The sequence below is a fragment of the Methylocystis sp. H4A genome (assembly GCF_015709545.1).
GTDB lineage: Bacteria > Pseudomonadota > Alphaproteobacteria > Rhizobiales > Beijerinckiaceae > Methylocystis > Methylocystis silviterrae.
The window spans coordinates 40,103-58,502 of record NZ_JADNQY010000013.1; the positions used below are offsets into that span (position 1 = coordinate 40,103).

Here is an 18,400-nt window from a genome sequence, read left to right on the forward strand (position 1 = left end):
ATTCCCTCCGACGACATTGAGCTCGGTGGATTGCGAAGCCCGCCCGCTCTTCGGCCTCCAATCGTCTAAAGCCGAAAGTCCAATCTCGCTCACGGTTGCGCCCGGAGCAGATTTGGCGCGACCTCAAGCGGTCGCTGCGGCTAGCCGAGGGGGATCGTTATCCACGATCCCATTCCCGCAGGAACCAGCGCCGTTGTCGCATCGACGCGTGAGGCGCGATGACGTCCCTCGTCGGGATTGAGCGCGGCTGCAATCCGCCCGACGACCATGCGCATTAATGGGATACGGAGAGAATCTGATGATGCTCGTGACCTCGAGCAAGGCGCGCTTATTCGCGCTGGTCGCGCTTGCCATCCTAGGCCTAGCGCCGTTCGCCCGCGCCAATATCAACGACTACGAATTCCGACTCGTCGCAGCGCAATTCAAGACGGGGCAAGCGATCGTATCGGTACGTCTCGTCCATAAGCCCGACGACAAGCCGGCGCCAGACGCGGTGATCTTCGCGATGCGTCTCGATATGGCTCCAGATGGCATGGAGACGATGACCAGCATGATCGAACCGGCGCAAAGCCCCGATCCCGGAATTTATCGATTCAAGGTCGATCTGACTGATGCGGGAACGTGGCGGATATCACTCGCTGCAAAGGTGCAGGGCGAGAGCGGCACGGTCCAAGGCCGACTAATTCTAAAGGTGGCGCCATGAGTCGAGGACGGCGCCTTCGCGCCATCTCATTTGTGGAATCGGCGGCGGTATTGATGTGCTCAACATCGCTTTCGGCAACCGAGCGAAACTTGCCCGGCGCCAACGTCGAAAGCGTCGTCGCCCTTGCAAATCAGCTAAGCCCTGAACTAGCGGCGGCCGCGCTGGATGCCGATGCGGCAGCGCATAAAGTGGGCGCGGCAGGCGTGCTGGCCGATCCGACGGTAACGCTGCAAGCATGGGATGTGAATGGACGCGGCATCGGCCAGCGTTGGATCGGCTTCGAGCAGGAATTCAAACTTTGGGGCAAACTCGATCTGGAGCGCGGCGTCGCAGAGGCCGACGCCGAGGCTGCGAGGCATCAGAGTCGCGCCGTCGCCACAGATTTGATCGCCCGCGTCAAAGCCGCCTATGCGCAATACGGCGCCGCGCATCGGGCGATCGACCTTTCGCTTGGATTAAAGCGCCGGCTCGACGAAATTCTCGCGCTCCTGCGCTTGCGTTATGGCGCGAGCTCGGTCGACCAGCAGGAAGTGATCAAAGCCGAGATCGAGGCGGCGACGGCTGAAACAGAGGTCGCGCGCCGTCAAGGCGAGGCAAAGGCCGCCGCCGCTCGCTTAAATGCCTTGGTCGGTCGCGGCTCGCAAGAGCCACTCGCTATGCCCAAAGGCTTTCGGCCGCTGAAAACAAAGCTGACGCTCGCCGGCGTTCAGGAGCTCGCGAGAGTCGCCAATCCAGCCCTCGCCACGACCGGCGCGCAGGTCCGCGCAGCGATCGGAACTAAAGAACTCACGGACCTGAATTACTATCCGAACGTCACCGTTGGCGCGAATTTCGTGCAGCGTCCCACCGGCGACAATAGCGGCATGTTCATGCTCGGATTCAAGGTGCCGCTGCAATATGAAGCGAAAGACGCCGAACAGCGCGCCGCCAGTTCGCGGCTCGGCGCCGCGCAGATGCGCTACGACGCCATCCGAATCCGGCTCGACGGCGATGTGGCCGAAGCGTGGTTCGGGCTGGAGGCGGTGCGCAAGGCGATCCGGATCGTCGAACAACGCCAGCTCAGTCCGGCGCGGCTGTCGGTGGAGACGGCGCGAAGCGGCTTTGCGGCCGGAGCCGCCGACTTGGCGACGTCTCTGGAAGCCGAACGACGCCTGCGAGCGATCGAACTCGAAATCCTTAAGCTCAAAGTCGAAGAGCAAGCCAGATACGCGGAGCTTGAACGTCTGGCGGGAGGCTCTCTATGACTCGCCGTCACTTCGCAATTCTTTTGGGCTTTGTCGTCGTCGCGGCCAGCCTCGCTTGGCTGGCCGAGGGACGTTTCAAATGGGTCACACCTACAGGAACGCTGGGTGACGCCGGGCCTAGTATCTCGGGTAAGCCGCCTGCAACGACAGGCCCGATCATTTACTACAGGGATCCCGACGGTCGCCCAGCCTATTCCTCGACGCCCAAGAAGACATCGGCAGGCAAAGATTATCTGCCGGTGCGCGCCAGCGAGGATGTGAGTTTCGAGGACAAGCCTCCTGCAGGCTCCGCCAAGATTGGTGGCGAACGACGCGTGCGCTTCTATCGCCATCCAATGGGCCTGCCTGACACATCGCCCGTTCCCAAGAAAGACGAGATGGGAATGGATTACGTACCCGTCTACGAGGACGAGGCGGAGAACGGCACGACCATCACGATCAGCCCCGGAAAGCTGCAAAAGACCGGCGTTCGCTCCGAACCCGTCCAACGCCGGACGCTGAGCGTCCCTGTTCGAGCGACGGGCAGGATCGACTTCGACCCGCGACGTATCTCGATCGTCTCCCTGCGCTTCGAAGGCTTCATCGAATCGGTCGGGAAGTTTGCGGAGGGCGATTATGTTCGCAAGGGCCAGACGCTGATGCGCGTGTATGGGCCGAATCTTTCGAGCGCAGCCGCCGAATATGTCGCCGTCCTCAACATGCGGCGTGGCGGCGGGATCGACGCCCAGCGTCTGGAGGGAGCCAAGCGGCGGCTCGTCAATCTCGGCCTCGACGAAAGCGCCATCGCCGCGATCGGGCGCGCCCGCAGCGTTCCACGTGTGATTGCATGGCCCGCGCCGCAAGACGGCCATGTCTTGGAGCGAGCGGCAATTAACGGCATGCGCGCCGCGCCGGGCGACATGCTGTTTCGCATCGTCGATCATTCCCTAGTTTGGGTGCTGGCGGACATCGCCGAGCGGGACATCGCCTTGATCAAGCCCGGACAAAAGGTCGATGTGCGGCCACGGGCTTACCCAGATCGAGCCTTTAAGGGGCAAGTCGCTCTGATTTATCCCCATCTCAATATGGAGACACGAACGGCGCGCGTCAGAATCGAACTGCCGAACCCCGACGGGTTGCTGCGGGGAGATATGTATGCGGAGGTCGAGATCGCAGCCGGTGGAAACGAGAAGGTGCTAACGGCGCCAGAAAGCGCCATCATCGACACCGGTAAACGGCAAGTGGCGATTGTCGACAAGGGCGAAGGGCGCTTCGAGCCGCGAGAAGTAAAGATCGGCCGGCGCGGCGAAGGCTTCGTCGAAATCAAGAGCGGCGTGAGCGAAAACGAACGCGTAGTTACGACCGCGAACTTCCTCATCGACGCCGAAAGCAATTTGAAGGCGGCGTTACGAGCTCTCGACCAAGGGGAGGCGGGCAAATGATCGCCCGTCTCATCGCCTGGTCGGCGCGCAACCTATTGCTCATATTCGTGGGCGCTGCCTTCGCGGTCGCAGGGGGCGTCTATGCCGTGCGCACACTGCCACTCGACGCCATTCCCGATCTCTCCGATGTGCAAGCGATCGTTTATACGGAATATCCGGGCCAGGCGCCGCAAGTCGTCGAGGATCAAGTCACTTATCCGCTCACCACTTCGATGTTGACCGTTCCGCGCTCCAAAGTGGTGCGCGGATTTTCATTCTTCGGCGTATCCTTCGTCTACGTCATCTTCGACGATGGCGTCGATATTTATTGGGCGCGCGCGCGCGTCCTCGAATATTTGAGCGCGGCGAGTAAGAGATTGCCGGCGGGCGTGACGCCTGTTCTTGGTCCCGATGCGACGGGCGTCGGCTGGGTCTATCAATATGCGCTCATCGCCAAGGATATGACGCTCGCCGAATTGCGCTCGATCCAGGACTGGACGATCCGCTACGGCCTCGCCAAGGCTGAAGGCGTCGCTGAGATCGCGAGCGTCGGCGGCTTCGTCAAGCAGTATAATGTCGTTGTCGATCCTAACCGACTACGCGCGCTCGGCCTTCCACTGTCGAAAGTGCGTGGCGCCATCCGCGCCAGCAATACCGATGTAGGCGGTCGCACGGTCGAACTTTCCGAATTTGAATTCATTGTGCGTGGACGAGGCTATCTGCGCAGCGTGAACGACCTGAAAAGTATTGTCCTGCGCGTCGAAAACGGCACACCACTTCTCCTGAAGGATGTCGCGCGCGTCGAGCTCGGCCCCGACGAGCGGCGTGGCGTCACCGAACTCAATGGTGAGGGCGAGGTTGCGAGCGGCATCGCGCTACAGCGTTATGGCGCCAATGCGCTCACAGTGATCGACAATGTCAAATCGACCCTTGCGCAGATGGCGACAAGCTTGCCCAAGGGCGTTGAGATCGTCTCGGTTTACGACCGCTCCCAGCTCATTCATGCAGCCGTCGAGACGCTCAGGAGCACACTCGTCGAAGAAGGCGTCATTGTTGCTCTCGTCTGCGTCGTCTTTCTAATGCATGTGCGCAGCGCACTCGTCGCCATCATCATGCTTCCCGTTGGCGTACTCATGGCGTTCGCCGCGATGAAGGCGCTGGGAATCGGCTCCAACATCATGAGTTTGGGCGGCATAGCCATCGCTATCGGCGCAATGGTGGACGCCGCCATCGTCATGATTGAGAACGCGCATAAGCATCTGGAGCGCGCGCTGCCCGACAAGCGGCGTATCGAGATATTGATCGATGCTGCGACTGAGGTTGGCCCCGCGCTGTTCTTCAGCCTGTTGATCATTACGGTTTCGTTCCTGCCCATCTTCACGCTCGAAGCGCAAGAGGGGCGTCTGTTCAGCCCGCTCGCCTTCACCAAGACGTTCGCCATGGCGGCGGCGGCGCTTCTTTCCGTGACGCTCGTGCCGGCGCTGATGGTCGTCTTCGTGCGCGGAAAAATTATTCCCGAGACGAGGAACCCCATCAATCGCGCGCTCATTTGGCTCTATCGGCCGATCATACGTCTGGTGCTCAAAGCGAAAGTCGCCACTATTCTGCTGGCGCTGGGCGCGCTAGCGCTGACCATCATTCCGGCCCGCCAGCTCGGTAGCGAATTCATGCCCACTCTCAATGAGGGTGCGCTCCTTTACATGCCGACGACGCTGCCCGGGCTCTCGGTCACCAAGGCCGCCGAGCTCCTGCAAAAGCAGGACCGTATCATCAAATCCTTCCCCGAAGTTCACACCGCGTATGGCAAGGCTGGGCGCGCCTCCACGGCGACCGATCCGGCGCCGCTCGAAATGTCAGAGACCGTCATCCAGTTGAAGCCGAAGGATCAGTGGCGTTCTGGAATAACGATCGACAAGCTCATTGGCGAAATGGACGCGGCGCTGCAATTCCCCGGCGTGTCGAATGCCTGGACCATGCCGATCCGAAACAGGATTGACATGCTGGCGACCGGGATCAGAACGCCGATCGGCGTCAAGATTTTTGGCCGCGACCTGTCGCAAATGGAGGGGCTCGCGCGCCAAGTCGAGGCCGTCTTGAAGCGCGTGCCCGGAACTTCGAGCGCCTACGCCGAACGCGTCATCGGCGGCTATTATCTCGATATTGTTCCTGATCGCGCGATGCTCGCGCGCTACGGCCTCATGATCGGCGACATGCAAGCGATAATCGCCACGGCGCTCGGCGGCGAGACCGTCACAACGACGGTTGAAGGACGCGAACGCTACGGCGTCAACATCCGCTATCCGCGCGACTTCCGCTCCGATCCGAGAGCGATCGCCAGCGAAGTGCTGATTCCCCTACCTGGCGGCGGGACGGTTCCGCTCGGCGAAGTGGCGAGTGTCGGACTCGTTCGTGGCCCGACCTCGATTCGCACCGAGAACGGCCAGCTCACAGTCTACATCTTCGTTGATATCCGCGACCGCGATCTCGGCGGCTTTGTCGAAGAAGCGCGCCAGGCGGTCGTCGATGCGATCGAGTTCCCGGCAGGCGCTTATGTCGTCTGGAGCGGTCAGTTCGAATATCTGGAGCGCGCACGAGGGCGCATGCAGATCGTGGTACCGGTGACGCTGCTCATCATCTTCCTGCTGCTCTACCTGAATTTCCGCCGCTTGACCGAGACATTGATTGTCATGCTGTCGCTGCCCTTCGCGCTGGTCGGCGGCGTGTGGCTGATGTGGCTCTTGAACTTCAATATGTCCGTCGCGGTTGCGGTCGGCTTCATCGCGCTTGCTGGCGTCGCCGCCGAGACCGGCGTCGTGATGCTGATCTATCTCGATGCGGCAATGCGCGAGGTCGCGGCCAAGCGCGTGGCCAAAGGGAAGATCTTCACTCGCGCCGATTTGCGAGAAGCGATTATGCTCGGCGCGGTCGAGCGCGTGCGGCCGAAGATGATGACGGTCGTCGCAATCATGGCGGGGCTTGTGCCGATCCTCTGGAGCACTGGCGCAGGGTCAGAAGTTATGCAGCGCATCGCCGTTCCGATGATTGGCGGGATGGTGTCTTCGACGGCTCTGACGCTCGTTGTCATTCCGGCGATCTATGCGCTGATCAAGGGGTTTGGCCTGCCTCAAAAAGGAGAGGTCAAACAGGAGTTGGGGGGAACTATCCACGCAGCTCCATAGAACAATGCACAACAATCTTCACAGGAGGAAAGACTAATGCTTAGACTCTCTATTGCCTTAGCGACGATGCTGGCCCTATCCGTTCCCGCGATGGCCCAAGAGCTCCAGGAGCACGACCCGCAGACTCACGGAATGGTCCCCGGCGGGCATGGCCGTCACATGCATCGTGATTGGAGCACTCCTGGCCAACACAGACATAATGTGTGCTGGCACCGCCATCATGGAAAATGGGTGTGGGTCTGTCGCTGATGGAGAGAGCTTCGTGATTGAACGCATATTCGATGCGAAGCTGACGTACGGTAATTGTCGTCGACAATAATGGAACGGTCCGACCATCGATTTGCTGTCGGGCCGTGTTCCTTAGGCAACAGTACGAGGCGCGGAAGGTCTCATCGGCGTGATATCATCCAAGGAGTCCGCGCCCCTCATAAACCGTCGAGCAAAATGGCGGACCGCATCCAGTGACTTGCAGTTCCGCCGTTAAACTTTGCGTTGTTGATCTTTTCGAGCGACGATACACGACGACATCGGTCGAGCGGGAGCCTCCGCAGCCAATGGTGTCGAGGCCGTGACTGAAGGAACCGCCATTTCTGGAAGCGGGGCGGCCGTATTGCCGAGTGAGCAACGACGATCGACCTTGCGCAAAGGACGCCTAGATCAATTACGATGCCGCTTCTGACGGCGCAAGGAAGGATGAACCGAGTGGCCCACGAGCATCGGCATGATCGCGCCTCGCATGAGGAATCGAAGACGGCCCGTGGCGGTGTCACAATCGAGGATGCGCATCAAGACCCATCCCATGTAGCGGACGTTATCTACACATGCCCGATGCATCCGCAGATTCGTCAGATCGGGCCCGGAAATTGTCCAATCTGCGGCATGACGCTTGAGCCACTCGTCGCTTCGACCGAAGCCGAACCGAACGCCGAACTCGTCGACATGACTAGGCGGTTCTGGATCGGGCTGGCGTTGGCGGCGCCGGTGCTCGTCTTGGAGATGGGCGGACATTTATTCAATCTCCATCACTTGCTAGCGCCGCAGGCGTCGAACTGGCTTCAGCTTATTTTGGCGACGCCGGTCGTGATTTGGGCTGGCTGGCCGTTTTTGGTTCGAGGCGCGCAATCGCTCGTGACACGTAATCTGAATATGTTCACGCTCATCGCCATGGGAACGGGCATCGCCTGGATTTACAGCGTCATCGCAACATTGGCGCCGTCGCTCTTCCCGCCGGCATTCCGCAACCTCGATGGCTCTGTCCCGATCTATTTCGAGGCGGCGGCGGTTATCACCGTCCTTGTTCTGCTTGGACAAGTTCTTGAATTGCGCGCGCGGGAACAGACCGGCGGCGCCATACGCGCGCTCCTCGATCTCGCGCCAAAAATGGCGACTCGGATTAACGCTGACGGATCCGACGAAGAAGTTGTGCTGGATCTTGTGAAGGTCGGCGAGCGCCTGCGCGTCCGTCCAGGAGAAAAGGTTCCTGTGGACGGCGAACTCGTCGAGGGCCGCAGTTCGGTCGATGAGTCCATGGTCACCGGCGAATCCATGCCGGTGACGAAGATTGCAGGCGACAGAGTCATCGGCGGCACGCTTAATCAGACTGGCGGCTTTGTGATGCGCGCGGAGAAGGTTGGCCGCGACACCGTGCTCTCAAGGATTGTCGAGATGGTCGCATCCGCGCAGAGAAGCCGCGCGCCAATACAGCGCCTCGCCGATCAAGTGGCGGGATGGTTCGTGCCCGCCGTCATTCTCATCGCCGTTATTGCATTTCTTGCCTGGGCAATCTGGGGACCGGAACCACGCATGACGTATGGCCTTGTTGCAGCGGTCTCCGTTCTCATCATCGCTTGCCCTTGCGCGCTCGGTCTTGCGACGCCGATGTCGATCATGGTCGGCGTGGGACGCGGCGCGCAGTCGGGCGTGCTGATAAAAAGCGCCGAGGCGCTGGAGCGCTTGGAAAAAATAGACACGCTGGTGGTGGACAAGACCGGGACGCTCACCGAAGGCAAGCCGCGCGTCACGGCCATCCTCGCCGTCACCGGGATCTCCGAGGAAGATCTGTTGGCGACGGCGGCGAGTCTTGAACGCGCCAGCGAGCATCCCCTGGCGTTCGCAATCGTTCAGGCCGCAGCCGAGCGCGGGCTCGCGCTCAAAGGTGCGACGGATTTCGATTCCCCCGTGGGCAAGGGCGTCATCGGTCGGGTCGAAGGCAATGTGGTCGCGATCGGCAATCGTCGATACCTTGTGGAGCTCGGCGTCGATGCGACGCCGCTCGATAGCGACGCTGAACGCCTGCGGGAAGACGGCGCGACTGCTATCTTTGTCGCCATAGACGGAAGAATTTCCGGCGTCATCGGCATCGCTGACCCAATCAAAGCGACGACGGACGCCGCGCTGAAATCGCTGCGCGAAGATGGCGTCGATGTCGTGATGCTAACCGGCGATAACTGGACAACGGCGCGGGCCGTCGCCAAACGCTTGGGAATCGGCGAGATCGAAGCTGAGATCCTCCCTGAGGACAAGAGCAAAGTCGTGACCAGCTTGCGCGAGGCGGGTCGAATCGTCGCCATGGCGGGAGACGGCGTGAATGATGCCCCTGCACTGGCCGCTGCCGATGTCGGAATCGCCATGGGAACCGGAACCGATGTCGCGATCGAAAGCGCGGGGGTGACTTTGCTGAAGGGCGATCTCGGGGGCATCGTGCGTGGTCGACGCCTCTCCAAGACGACGATGCGCAACATCCGCGAGAATCTGTTCTTTGCGTTCATTTATAATGCCGCGGGCGTGCCCATTGCCGCTGGCGCGCTCTATCCGATCTTCGGGCTACTCTTATCACCAACGATCGCCGCCGCAGCGATGACGCTGTCATCTGTAAGCGTCGTCGTCAATTCCCTGCGACTGAAGCAAGCCAGGTTGGACCCCGAGCGAAAAATTGAGATGCCGCCATATACGACCTAAGCAGAGGGCTATAGGACTATTCGGTGCGGGGGCAGTCACCACTCCCACAGCGCCGGCTGTTCTCTCACCACTTTGCCACACTCACAGCATCTGTCATTGGCGGAACTCTCGCCCGCGTTATGAGAGCAAACATTTTGGCCCGCACTCGCCGGATGAACTCTGATTTCACTGTACAATTCGTCATTTATAGCAATTTTTAGAAGGTTAGGCTCGTTGAGTGAGGCGGCGATGACGAACGCGGCGGGTGAATCGGATGGAGAGGCTCTCAGGCTCGATTTTGACCGCCGTCTAAAAGATGCAATTCGGGGTTCGGTCGTGACCTCTGATGTTGGCGTGGTCGCCTTATCGAGAACTCGACGACGCGCTTGGCCTGAGCGGCATGGCGGGCGAGACTCTTGCCGGCGCCTGCACCGGCAAGAGCATGCTCTTGGTTGGCAATTTACGGCGGTCTGGGTTAGGTCGGCTCGCCGGCTACCAGGACGTGAACGACGTGAGCGGCTTCGGCGGGCCCTGGCGTTCTGGGCGTCGGCGCCGGCGTGGTACAATTCCAAGTTCTATCCGGCGATCGACAATTTCGTCGTGGTGCCCGTTTACGCGCGCGTGGACGGCGCCTTGTTCATCAGGTTGAGCGAGAATGTCTCGGGATAGCTCAACGTCGAGAATCTGGCTGGCGCGCGGTACTATGAATCGTAGATCTGCCAGCGCGTCGCTCCGTATCGGCGAGCGATATCGGCCACGATGGCGTTCGGCGTCAGACTCTCGGCGGCGATCCGAGCTTTCTCCGCCTCAGAGCGTCGCCGACGGCCCGTGGGGCCGGCAACCACCTCAATCCGTCCCGCGTAGCCTTCTTTCGAGACGCCCATTTGGGCGTCCATTTTGACGTCTCTGGTCATTACAGCCACCCTCGAAAGCAGGGGCTTCTTCGCATGATCAGAACATTTTCGGCAGAAGGGGATCGGCTAAGCGCTTACGTACTATGTCTTCGAGCATAACAACAACAACACGCCAGGCACCCCGCGCTCGGCCTATGTGACGCTGAACGCGCGAGTTTAAGCGAGTGCCGGCCGTGCACGCGCCGACTGGATGAGCCGTAGGCATCGATAGCCAGTCATTCTCGCCTGATGTATCGGCGCAGGCTCGAAAGACCCTGCGCCGGCTCGCCGGCTCAGCCCCGACTAGAACAAAAACCCTAAGCAGCTCCGCCAACGAGCTTCACGACAACCGCAGCGATTGTGTTCTAAGGGCCGCCAAGACCTGCATAGCAAGACCACCAATAACGCCCCCGCCCACCCAGCGAACATGTGGGCGCGGGTCGTCATTCGTCTCTCATAGCGGCTCCTCTAGTTTCCGCGAGCTGCCCCCTTGCCGTCTGTCCCGGAGCTTGATGCGCTCGCACGTGTTCGGATAGGCGTGGTTTGGCTCCCGGAGTTGCAGCGTTGCTGATTCCGCTTGATGGCGCCCCCTAAAACGAGATGAAGGCGCCCACCCGTTACGGAATGATGGCGCCCCCCGATTCCGAGATGATCCCGCCCCCTGCAACGGAATGATCCCGCCCGGGTGATTTCGTGCAGTGGCTCACCGCCGCCGTTGGCCTGATCAAGTCGCTCCTTTGGCAATCCAAGGGGGAGCGATTCATGCCAGCGGAGCGGATTACGATGCGCCAGGCGCGCGAGATTATTCGGCTGAAGACCGCGTCGGTTTCAGCGCACGAGATTTCCCGGCGTCTCGGCATGCCGCGTTCGACGGTTCGGGAAGCGCTCGAACGCGCGGAGGGCGCCGGGCTCTCCTGGCCGCTGCCGGAGGGAATGAACGACGACGCGCTGGAGGCGGCGCTTTACGCCAACCGGCGCAGCAAGCGCGGTCACCGGCGCGTCGAAGAGCCGGACTGGGCAAACGTGCATCGCGAGCTGAAGCGCAAGCACGTCACCCTGACGATCCTGTGGGACGAATACATCGCCGAGAACCCCGGCGGCTATCGCTATTCGCGCTTTTGCGAGCTGTATCGCGCCTTCGAGAAAACGCTGTCGGTGACCATGCGGCAGACCCACGCCGCCGGCGAGCGCCTGTTCGTCGATTACGCCGGCGACGGCGTTCCCGTCGTCGTCGACAGGCTCACCGGCGAAGTGCGCATGGGGCAGATATTCGTCGCGGTGCTGGGCGCGTCGAGCCTCACATTCGCGAGAGCGAGCTGGACGCAGACGCTTCCTGACTGGATCGACGCCCATGTCGGCGCGCTTGAGGCGATCGGCGGCGTTCCGCAGCTCATCGTGCCGGACAACGCCAAGACCGCCATCGTCAAAGCCTGCTTCTACGATCCACAGGTCAACCGCACCTACGCCGACATGGCGGCGCATTACGGCGCCGCGCTTTTGCCGGCCCGGCCCAGAAAACCGCGCGACAAGGCAATTGCTTCATACTGCACCTTGTTCGGTTGATGGCGTTGTGATTGACGCGAGGCGGGCTGGGCGGGCGTCGCGTCCGCCGCAGCCTTTGAGGATCGTCTGGCCCGGCGGGACTTCCCAGAGGCCGCGGTTCAGTGTGTCTTTGTAGCATCTCTTTAGGAGGCCCTCACGCCCCCATTGGTGGACGGCGGTCTCCGAGACGCCGAACCGTTGTGCAATCTCACTGGTCGTGAGCATTCCGCGGCGACGCAATCTCTCATAGCGGCTGAGCAGATTGTAGGCCCCGCGAATGAATGCAATCTTCTTCAGGTTGAAGGGTTTGCCCTCCCATGTTCGCCGACCACGACTGTTGAGAATCTCCGCAATCTCGCGGTCGCAATGCTGGTCGAGAAGATCATCGACCTCGGCGACGAGTTCGGGTTTGAACTTGCGAATCTGAGCGATGGGCAATGGCCGATCGAGGACGAGAGTGCGAGTTGCGCCGCCCGTCAACCGCACCCGCGCGGTAATCTGTTCGGCCTTGATCAAGGTGACGTCATCGACAAGCAGACGCAGAACGCGCTTGCGCTCAGCTGCGGGAACGCGAGGGTCTTGCCAGATTTGTGGGAAACGCGCGGCAAGATCGAGAATGCGGCGGCGCGCTTCCTGATCCAGGATAGCCGCCCGTTCCTTGCTCCGCTTTTCGTAGTCCGCGGCGACTTCGGTGTGAAGCTTCAGTTTTTCATTCCATTCCGCCTCGAGCGCATCGGCGACGAGACGATTGTCGGGGTCGACTTTCATGTAGCGGCGCCGCGCGAGTTCTGCCTCGTAGCGTGTCCGCTCGACATGTTGACGCCGCAGGGCGTCGGTCTCGGCGGAGCGCGCTTCGAGTTCGCGCTGAACCGCCATGACGATTTCCAAGTTCATCGGCGTCATCAATTCCAGCAGCAGGGCGCCGATGGCCGCGTCGACAACTTTGCCGGGAACCGTCTGGCAAACTTTTCCAGCGCGGCGAATATGAGTTTCCTGACAAATATAGACCGGGACGGTATGGCCATGTTCTTGGTTGTAGTGGACGCCCATGCGTTCGCCGCATAAACCGCACAGCACGCGACCCTGCAACAGCGCCGGGCCCTCTCGGACAGGTCCCGAACGCCGCTCCACGCCGAAGGCCCGAGCATTATCTGTCAGGCGCCGTTGGTTGGCTTCGAAGCAGTCCCAGTCGATATAGCCAGGGTGCATTCCCGGCACGACGAACTGCCATTCGGCCCGAGGCACTTTGATTACGACGATACCACCGTCGGGAAGGTGACGCGTGCGCGTGCGACCATAGACGAACGCGCCGGCATAACGCGGATTGTGGAGGACTTGCAGGATGCGCGCATGCTGCGGGAGCGCCCATAGGAGTTCCCCTTTGTCTTGACCGGTTCGCAGCCGTCGGGGAAAAAGCAAGCCTTGTTCTCTGAAGAACCGGACCGTTTTGACCGCGCTGCCGGTTCGGTCGAAGGTATCGAAGACCAGACGGATGGCGTTCTGCACCTGCACGTCTGGATCAAGGCCGATTGTTCCGTCGTTCCGATAGACCAAGCCGACGGGAGGTCCCATTTCGAGTTCGCCTCTGCGCGCCTTATTGAGTTGCCCGCCGCGCATGCGCGCCTTGAGTATGTGCAACTCCGCCTCGCTCATCGTTCCCTTTAATCCGAGCAAGAGGCGATCATTGAAGCTCGCCGGATCGTACACCCCATCTTCGTCGAGAATGAGCGTGCCCGCCAGCGCGCACAGCTCGATGAGGCGATGCCAATCTGCTGAGTTGCGGGCCAGCCGCGAGACCTCCAGTCCCATGACGATGCCGGCCTTGCCGAGCGCCACTTCGCTGACGAGTTTCTGAAAGCCGTCGCGCGCCGCCGCGCTCGATCCGGACTTCCCGAGATCACAATCGATGACGCGAATGCGCTCGATTGGCCAACCCGCGGCGACGGCGCGATCGCGCAACGCATATTGGCGCAGCGTGCTCTCGCCATTCTCGGCGACCTGCCGCAGCGTCGACTGACGGATGTAAAGATAGGCGTCGCGATCGAGATGGCTGGCGGCAACCTTGAGGTCAGGCATGAGCGGTCTCCGCAGTGAGAGTAATGACGATTCCGGCGATGAGGCGGGTGAGTTCGTCCGATGCGGGCGTTGGAACCTGCGCAATCCCGTGATCTGGCGGACGGTGATAGAAGCCGGGAGGCTTGGCCAAAGGCTCCGATCCAAGATCTCTGATCCATGCCGCGAGACCACGGCGGCGAATGACGCCGAGGCCGAAACAGCTGCTTTGCTGGGCGGACAAGACGGCTGCGCGCAGTTCTTCGTATGCGATGGCCGCGTCTGCCGGAGGGGGCGTCAGATTGCTGGATTGAGGCGTTTTTTTTTGCCCGCGAGCGCGCGTTCCAGGCTGCGCCGGTGCGGCTTGAAGCCGAAACGTGTTTCGATCGCGTCGAGACATTGCTGCGCCGTCACTTCGGGCCTGCCGGCCTTGAGTTCGACGATGAAGGCAAGGACTTCGGCAGAGATTTTGTGTCCACCCTTTGGCCCGCGCTGCCTGGGCAGCAGACCCGAAAGCCCGGCAATTTCGAGCGCGTTCCGGGATTTGTAGAAGGTCGGTCGTGAGACCCCAAAGTTCTCGGCGACGTCGCTGATGCTGAGGCCATCCACCTTGTGGCGCCTTACCATCTCGTAACGGACCTGGAGCAAGTCGTTCGGGTCGAAGAATGGATTGCCGGCGAACAGAGCGTCGCGGACGGCTTCTGGGTGAGGATTGAGCGCGCCATCCTGCGCGAGTGCTTCCCTTTTCGGGTCTTGTCGTTTTGCCTTCGCCATGCGCGGCCCCGGATATATGTAAACATAAATACGCCGCATATTCCTGGCTGTCAACCTCTCTTTGCCGGCACTCTTGGTAAGGATGCGAGCAGATAGTCGAGCTTTTCTCAGCAAGCCAAGGACAAACCGAAGGGTTATGCGGCGTCATTACCTTTACATCATAGGCGAAATTGGCTTTACACATCGCCAGCCTCCAGACGCGCCGTAAGTTCGTCGAGCAAGCAATGCAGCGCCAATAAATCGCAGCTGCGAAACGACGCCCGGCCATCAGCAATCCGCCGGAACTCATCCCCCGGGTCGATATCTGTCCATGCGGCGGAGATGAAGCAAAGCCGATTGTCTTTGCCCAAGTAGACGACGCGATCCTCACCCCAGTGAGAGCGTCGGCAGACCGCGTTGATCTCTTGCCCGCTCAGCGGATGGAACGGGTGGATGACATGCACCTTGTCATGGATCGTTCCCACACGATCCGCAGTTGGCGGCATTCTCCAAGGCGAAGGTGGAATCGGCGGTGCTGATCGTCGAACGCTGGCTGCTCGGCAGGCTGCGTCGCAAAACCTTCTACAGCCTCGCGGAGGTCAACGCCGCCATCGACGGGATGCTGAAAACTCTCAACGAGGAGCGCCCCATCCGCCGGCTCGGTGTCACCCGTCGCCAATTGTTCGACGAGATCGACCGCCCGGCATTGAAGGCGCTTCCAGTCGAGCCTTACGAATATTGCGAATGGCGCTTGCGCCGCGTCGGCATCGACTATCACGTCGAGATCGACGCGCATTATTACTCCGTGCCTTATCGCTTCGCCCGGGCGGAGGTCGAAGCGCGCCTGACCGTCCGCGGCGTCGAGATTTTCTGCAAGAGCGAGCGCATCGCCGTCCATCTGCGGATGAGCGGCAACCGCAAGCACACGACCATTCCCGAGCACATGCCGTCGAGCCACCGGCGCTATGCCGGCTGGACCGTTGAACGCATCCGCGAGGACGCCCGCAAGATCGGCCCGGCGACGGCGGCGCTCTGCGAGCAGATTCTGGAGGCGCGGCCTCATCCCGAACAGGGCTATCGCGCTTGTCTGGGCATCGTCCGCCTTGTCGGCCCCTACGGGTCCGAGCGCGTCGAGGCCGCGGCGGAGCGCGCCATCGAGATCGGCGCGAAGACCTACGGCTCGGTCAAATCCATCCTCGACAACAAGCTCGATCGGAAGCCGGCGGCAAAGCGCGCCGCGGACGCGGCTCCGATCCTTCACCCCAATATCCGCGGCCCGCGCTACTATCATTAGGAGACAGCGACTTGCTTAAACATCCCACCCTCGACCAGCTTCACGCCCTCGGCCTTTACGGAATGGCCAAGGCTTTCGCCGAACTCGCAGAGACAGATGAGGCGAAAGGGATCGACCGCAACGACTGGCTCGCGCTGCTGCTTGATCGAGAAGCGTCTCTTCGACGCGACAAGCGGCTGACGGCCAGGCTGCGCGCCGCAAAACTCCGCCAGCAGGCCAGCATCGAAGATGTCGACTACCGCGCCGCGCGCGGGCTCGACCGCGCCCTGTTCCAGAAGCTAGCCGAGGGCCAATGGATCGACGCCCACGACAATCTCGCCCTCGTCGGTCCGTCCGGCGTCGGCAAGAGCTGGCTCGCCTGCGCCATCGGCCAGAAGGCTTGCCGGGACAATCGCTCGGTCGTCTATCATCGCTGGCCGAAGCTCTGCGAAGACCTTGCACTCGCGCGCGGCGATGGGCGCCACCGCGTCTTATCAAATCCCTCGGCCGCGCCGATCTCCTGATCCTCGACGACTTCGGCCTCGAGCCGCTCGACGCCGGCGCCCGCCACGATCTCCTGGAAATCCTCGAAGAGCGCTATGGGCGACGATCGACGATCGTCACATCCCAACTTCCCGTGACCTCATGGCATGAGGTCATCGGCGATCCCACCTACGCCGACGCGATCTTGGACCGCCTCGTGCACAACGCGCATCGCGTAGAACTCGTCGGCGAGAGCCTGCGCCGCGCCCGCGCCAAAGGACCCAAAACGACTTGACCAAAAACAATCGGAGGTGAGACAAATCTCGTCGGTCAACGAACGCGGCGCCCGGGCGGGATCATCTCGTAAAAGGGGGGCGCCATTATCCCGGAATCCCCGGGCGGCATTATCCCGTTACAGACGGGCGCCTTCGTCGGAATCGTCAGGCAACCCGCCGACTCAAGTCTTTGTCGGCTCTTCAGCGGCGTAGGCGCATCCTTCGGCGAGCGCAGCGGCAAAGAAACACGCCCAGGCAATCGCCAGTCGCGCGCAAGACGCGTGACCAAAATTCATGCGCTAACCGACGCGTAACGCTGCCTCTCGCCTTCTGACAACCGGCGGTCAAGTCGCTGTTTACCCGGCGGGCGCGGACATTCTGGCGAAACTGCCGCCTTATGGCGTTGCGCGGGCGACGACGGTTATCGCAGCGCCATTCACCGCCACACGCGCGCCCTAACCCGAAGGGACAAACTTGCCTCCGTCTGCGTCGCTGCGATCGCCGCCAAGGGTTAGGCGAGGCGATGTTGCGTCTGGCAAATCCAACTTGGGGATAGCGTATCGTTGGTTGAGCAAGGGCATGTAGTTGGACGCTGACGGCGCGGGCATGCCCGTGACGAACGCGGCCGCTGCCAGGAGAAACTGGACGCCGCGATCCGCTTTTGGTTTGCGGAAGAAGACGAACTGGCGATCCATACCGTGGCGGCCGCAGCCTACCGCTCTCTCCGCGACCTTATGGCGCGACGCGGATTGCAGCCTTTTGGCGAATTTGTGCGCGCTGGATTTTTTTCGGCGGAGCTGCGCGACGCGCTGCCGATCGAGGCGGTCATAGACGACTGCCGCCGGCGGCAAGCTGTCTTCGGTACGGAGTGGCGTCGTGCTTAGCATACTGCGCGCGCCTGGGTTGGACGCCGGCCCGAGCAACCTGGCCTTGACCGGGCCGAACATGGCGCGAATCCGACTGTTAAGAAATCATGGAACAAAGCCACCGCAGAAAAGTTGCGGCCTCGGGCGGGCCGTGATGACAGAAAAAAACAACCAAAGAAGCGACCCGCTCGCTCGCGAACTCCAGGAATTGCCCTTCGCCGGTCTCCAGCAAATCGGCAAGGAGCTACGGATTAAGCTCACAGAGATCATCGGGGAACCGCTGCCCGACGAGTTACAAGCGCTATTGGAGAAATTGGAACAGGAGCTTGACCAAAAGTAGACGCGCAGCGGCGTGCTGACGATTGTCGTCCATCAATGGTGGCGAGCACGTAGCCTACATAGAATCCCGTCGAGTGCCGACGCCAAGGGCGTACTAACGGAGCCTAACTCCTCTGAGTTCCATGGTTCTCCTCCGAGGCCGTGCCGTCGCGACGCATCATCACGACCATGTCAGGCGCCGCCGCGATGATGGCCTCGTCCGCCATCGGCTTGTCACCCTCGATCGCCCCCGCCGCGTTGACTCCTCCCCCCAATTCGATGATCGCTTCGGCGGAAGTGCCGCGCCCGCCGATCACGGGCCGTTGGTTCTGCAGCGAGAGCTCGAAAAGGACGCGGCGCGGCGTTTCCGTCTTGGCGACGACGCCGGCCGGCGTTGGGATGTCCGGCACGGATTCACTGATGAACGGCCGGTAGCACATCCCACGCCATTAAGCCTGCTAGGATGAGATTCGGGAAAAATG

At 61.4% G+C, this 18,400-nt stretch carries 13 protein-coding genes and 4 pseudogenes; 10 read left to right on the forward strand and 7 right to left on the reverse strand.

Going from position 1 to position 18,400, the window contains the following annotated elements:
* The first annotated feature begins 301 nt into the window (after nt 1-301).
* From IYW40_RS01875 to IYW40_RS21570, 6 genes and pseudogenes are all read left to right on the forward strand, one after another.
* Nucleotides 302-703: a FixH family protein gene (locus IYW40_RS01875; RefSeq protein WP_245435141.1), complete on the forward strand. Its 402-nt coding sequence runs from the start codon at nt 302-304 to the stop codon at nt 701-703.
* Between the two features lie 89 nt (nt 704-792).
* Nucleotides 793-1,947: a TolC family protein gene (locus tag IYW40_RS01880; RefSeq protein ID WP_245435099.1), complete on the forward strand. Its 1,155-nt coding sequence runs from the start codon at nt 793-795 to the stop codon at nt 1,945-1,947.
* Complete coding sequence (locus IYW40_RS01885) at nt 1,944-3,368, forward strand: efflux RND transporter periplasmic adaptor subunit (RefSeq protein WP_124740575.1); 1,425 nt, start codon at nt 1,944-1,946, stop codon at nt 3,366-3,368. The genes IYW40_RS01880 and IYW40_RS01885 overlap by 4 nt, the downstream gene beginning before the upstream one ends.
* A complete protein-coding gene (locus IYW40_RS01890; protein ID WP_196399177.1) occupies nt 3,365-6,526 on the forward strand; it encodes a CusA/CzcA family heavy metal efflux RND transporter in 3,162 nt (1,053 codons plus the stop codon). Before IYW40_RS01885 ends, IYW40_RS01890 begins: the two co-directional genes overlap by 4 nt.
* A 666-nt stretch (nt 6,527-7,192) precedes the next feature.
* A complete protein-coding gene (locus tag IYW40_RS01895; protein ID WP_109026913.1) occupies nt 7,193-9,484 on the forward strand; it encodes a copper-translocating P-type ATPase in 2,292 nt (763 codons plus the stop codon).
* A gap of 228 nt (nt 9,485-9,712) precedes the next feature.
* Nucleotides 9,713-9,974: pseudogene (locus tag IYW40_RS21570) on the forward strand (IS1380 family transposase); the annotation flags it as partial.
* Between the two features lie 190 nt (nt 9,975-10,164).
* On the opposite strand, the gene IYW40_RS01900 reads toward IYW40_RS21570, so the two are convergent.
* Nucleotides 10,165-10,377 carry a transposase gene (locus IYW40_RS01900; protein ID WP_109026914.1) on the reverse strand — a complete coding sequence of 71 codons (213 nt, stop codon included), beginning with the start codon at nt 10,375-10,377 and terminating at the stop codon, nt 10,165-10,167.
* 762 nt (nt 10,378-11,139) lie between these two features.
* On the opposite strand from IYW40_RS01900, the pseudogene istA reads away from it, so the two are divergent.
* Nucleotides 11,140-11,889 (forward strand): annotated as a pseudogene (gene istA, locus IYW40_RS01905) (IS21 family transposase); the annotation flags it as partial.
* Nucleotides 11,890-11,895: 6 nt separating this feature from the next.
* Here the strand turns inward: istA and IYW40_RS01910 are convergent.
* The 4 genes from IYW40_RS01910 to IYW40_RS01925 form a co-directional block, all read right to left on the reverse strand.
* Nucleotides 11,896-13,974, reverse strand: a complete 2,079-nt coding sequence (locus IYW40_RS01910) for a recombinase family protein (protein ID WP_196399178.1) — start codon at nt 13,972-13,974, stop codon at nt 11,896-11,898.
* On the reverse strand, nt 13,967-14,104 hold the full coding sequence (locus IYW40_RS01915; protein WP_196399179.1) for a hypothetical protein: 138 nt from the start codon (nt 14,102-14,104) through the stop codon (nt 13,967-13,969). Before IYW40_RS01915 ends, IYW40_RS01910 begins: the two co-directional genes overlap by 8 nt.
* Before the next feature lie 143 nt (nt 14,105-14,247).
* Entirely contained in the window at nt 14,248-14,724 is a 477-nt protein-coding gene (locus tag IYW40_RS01920) for a helix-turn-helix domain-containing protein (protein ID WP_196399180.1), read from the reverse strand.
* Between the two features lie 176 nt (nt 14,725-14,900).
* The gene (locus tag IYW40_RS01925; RefSeq protein WP_196399181.1) at nt 14,901-15,209 is read right to left on the reverse strand and encodes a DUF5372 family protein; all 309 of its coding nucleotides are present in this window, start codon (nt 15,207-15,209) and stop codon (nt 14,901-14,903) included.
* 5 nt (nt 15,210-15,214) lie between these two features.
* Here IYW40_RS01925 and IYW40_RS01930 point away from each other — a divergent pair.
* Together IYW40_RS01930 and istB are read left to right on the forward strand one after the other, a co-directional pair.
* A pseudogene (locus IYW40_RS01930) lies at nt 15,215-15,997 on the forward strand (IS21 family transposase); the annotation flags it as partial.
* Between the two features lie 11 nt (nt 15,998-16,008).
* Nucleotides 16,009-16,754: pseudogene (istB, locus tag IYW40_RS01935) on the forward strand (IS21-like element helper ATPase IstB).
* Nucleotides 16,755-17,189: 435 nt separating this feature from the next.
* On the opposite strand, the gene IYW40_RS01940 reads toward istB, so the two are convergent.
* Entirely contained in the window at nt 17,190-17,681 is a 492-nt protein-coding gene (locus tag IYW40_RS01940) for a hypothetical protein (protein ID WP_124740578.1), read from the reverse strand.
* A gap of 73 nt (nt 17,682-17,754) precedes the next feature.
* Here IYW40_RS01940 and IYW40_RS01945 point away from each other — a divergent pair, with 73 nt between their 5' ends.
* Complete coding sequence (locus IYW40_RS01945) at nt 17,755-17,940, forward strand: hypothetical protein (protein ID WP_109026916.1); 186 nt, start codon at nt 17,755-17,757, stop codon at nt 17,938-17,940.
* A 103-nt stretch (nt 17,941-18,043) separates the two neighbouring features.
* Here the strand turns inward: IYW40_RS01945 and IYW40_RS21575 are convergent, their stop codons facing one another.
* Entirely contained in the window at nt 18,044-18,358 is a 315-nt protein-coding gene (locus tag IYW40_RS21575) for a hypothetical protein (RefSeq protein WP_245435146.1), read from the reverse strand.
* Between the last annotated feature and the right edge of the window lie 42 nt (nt 18,359-18,400).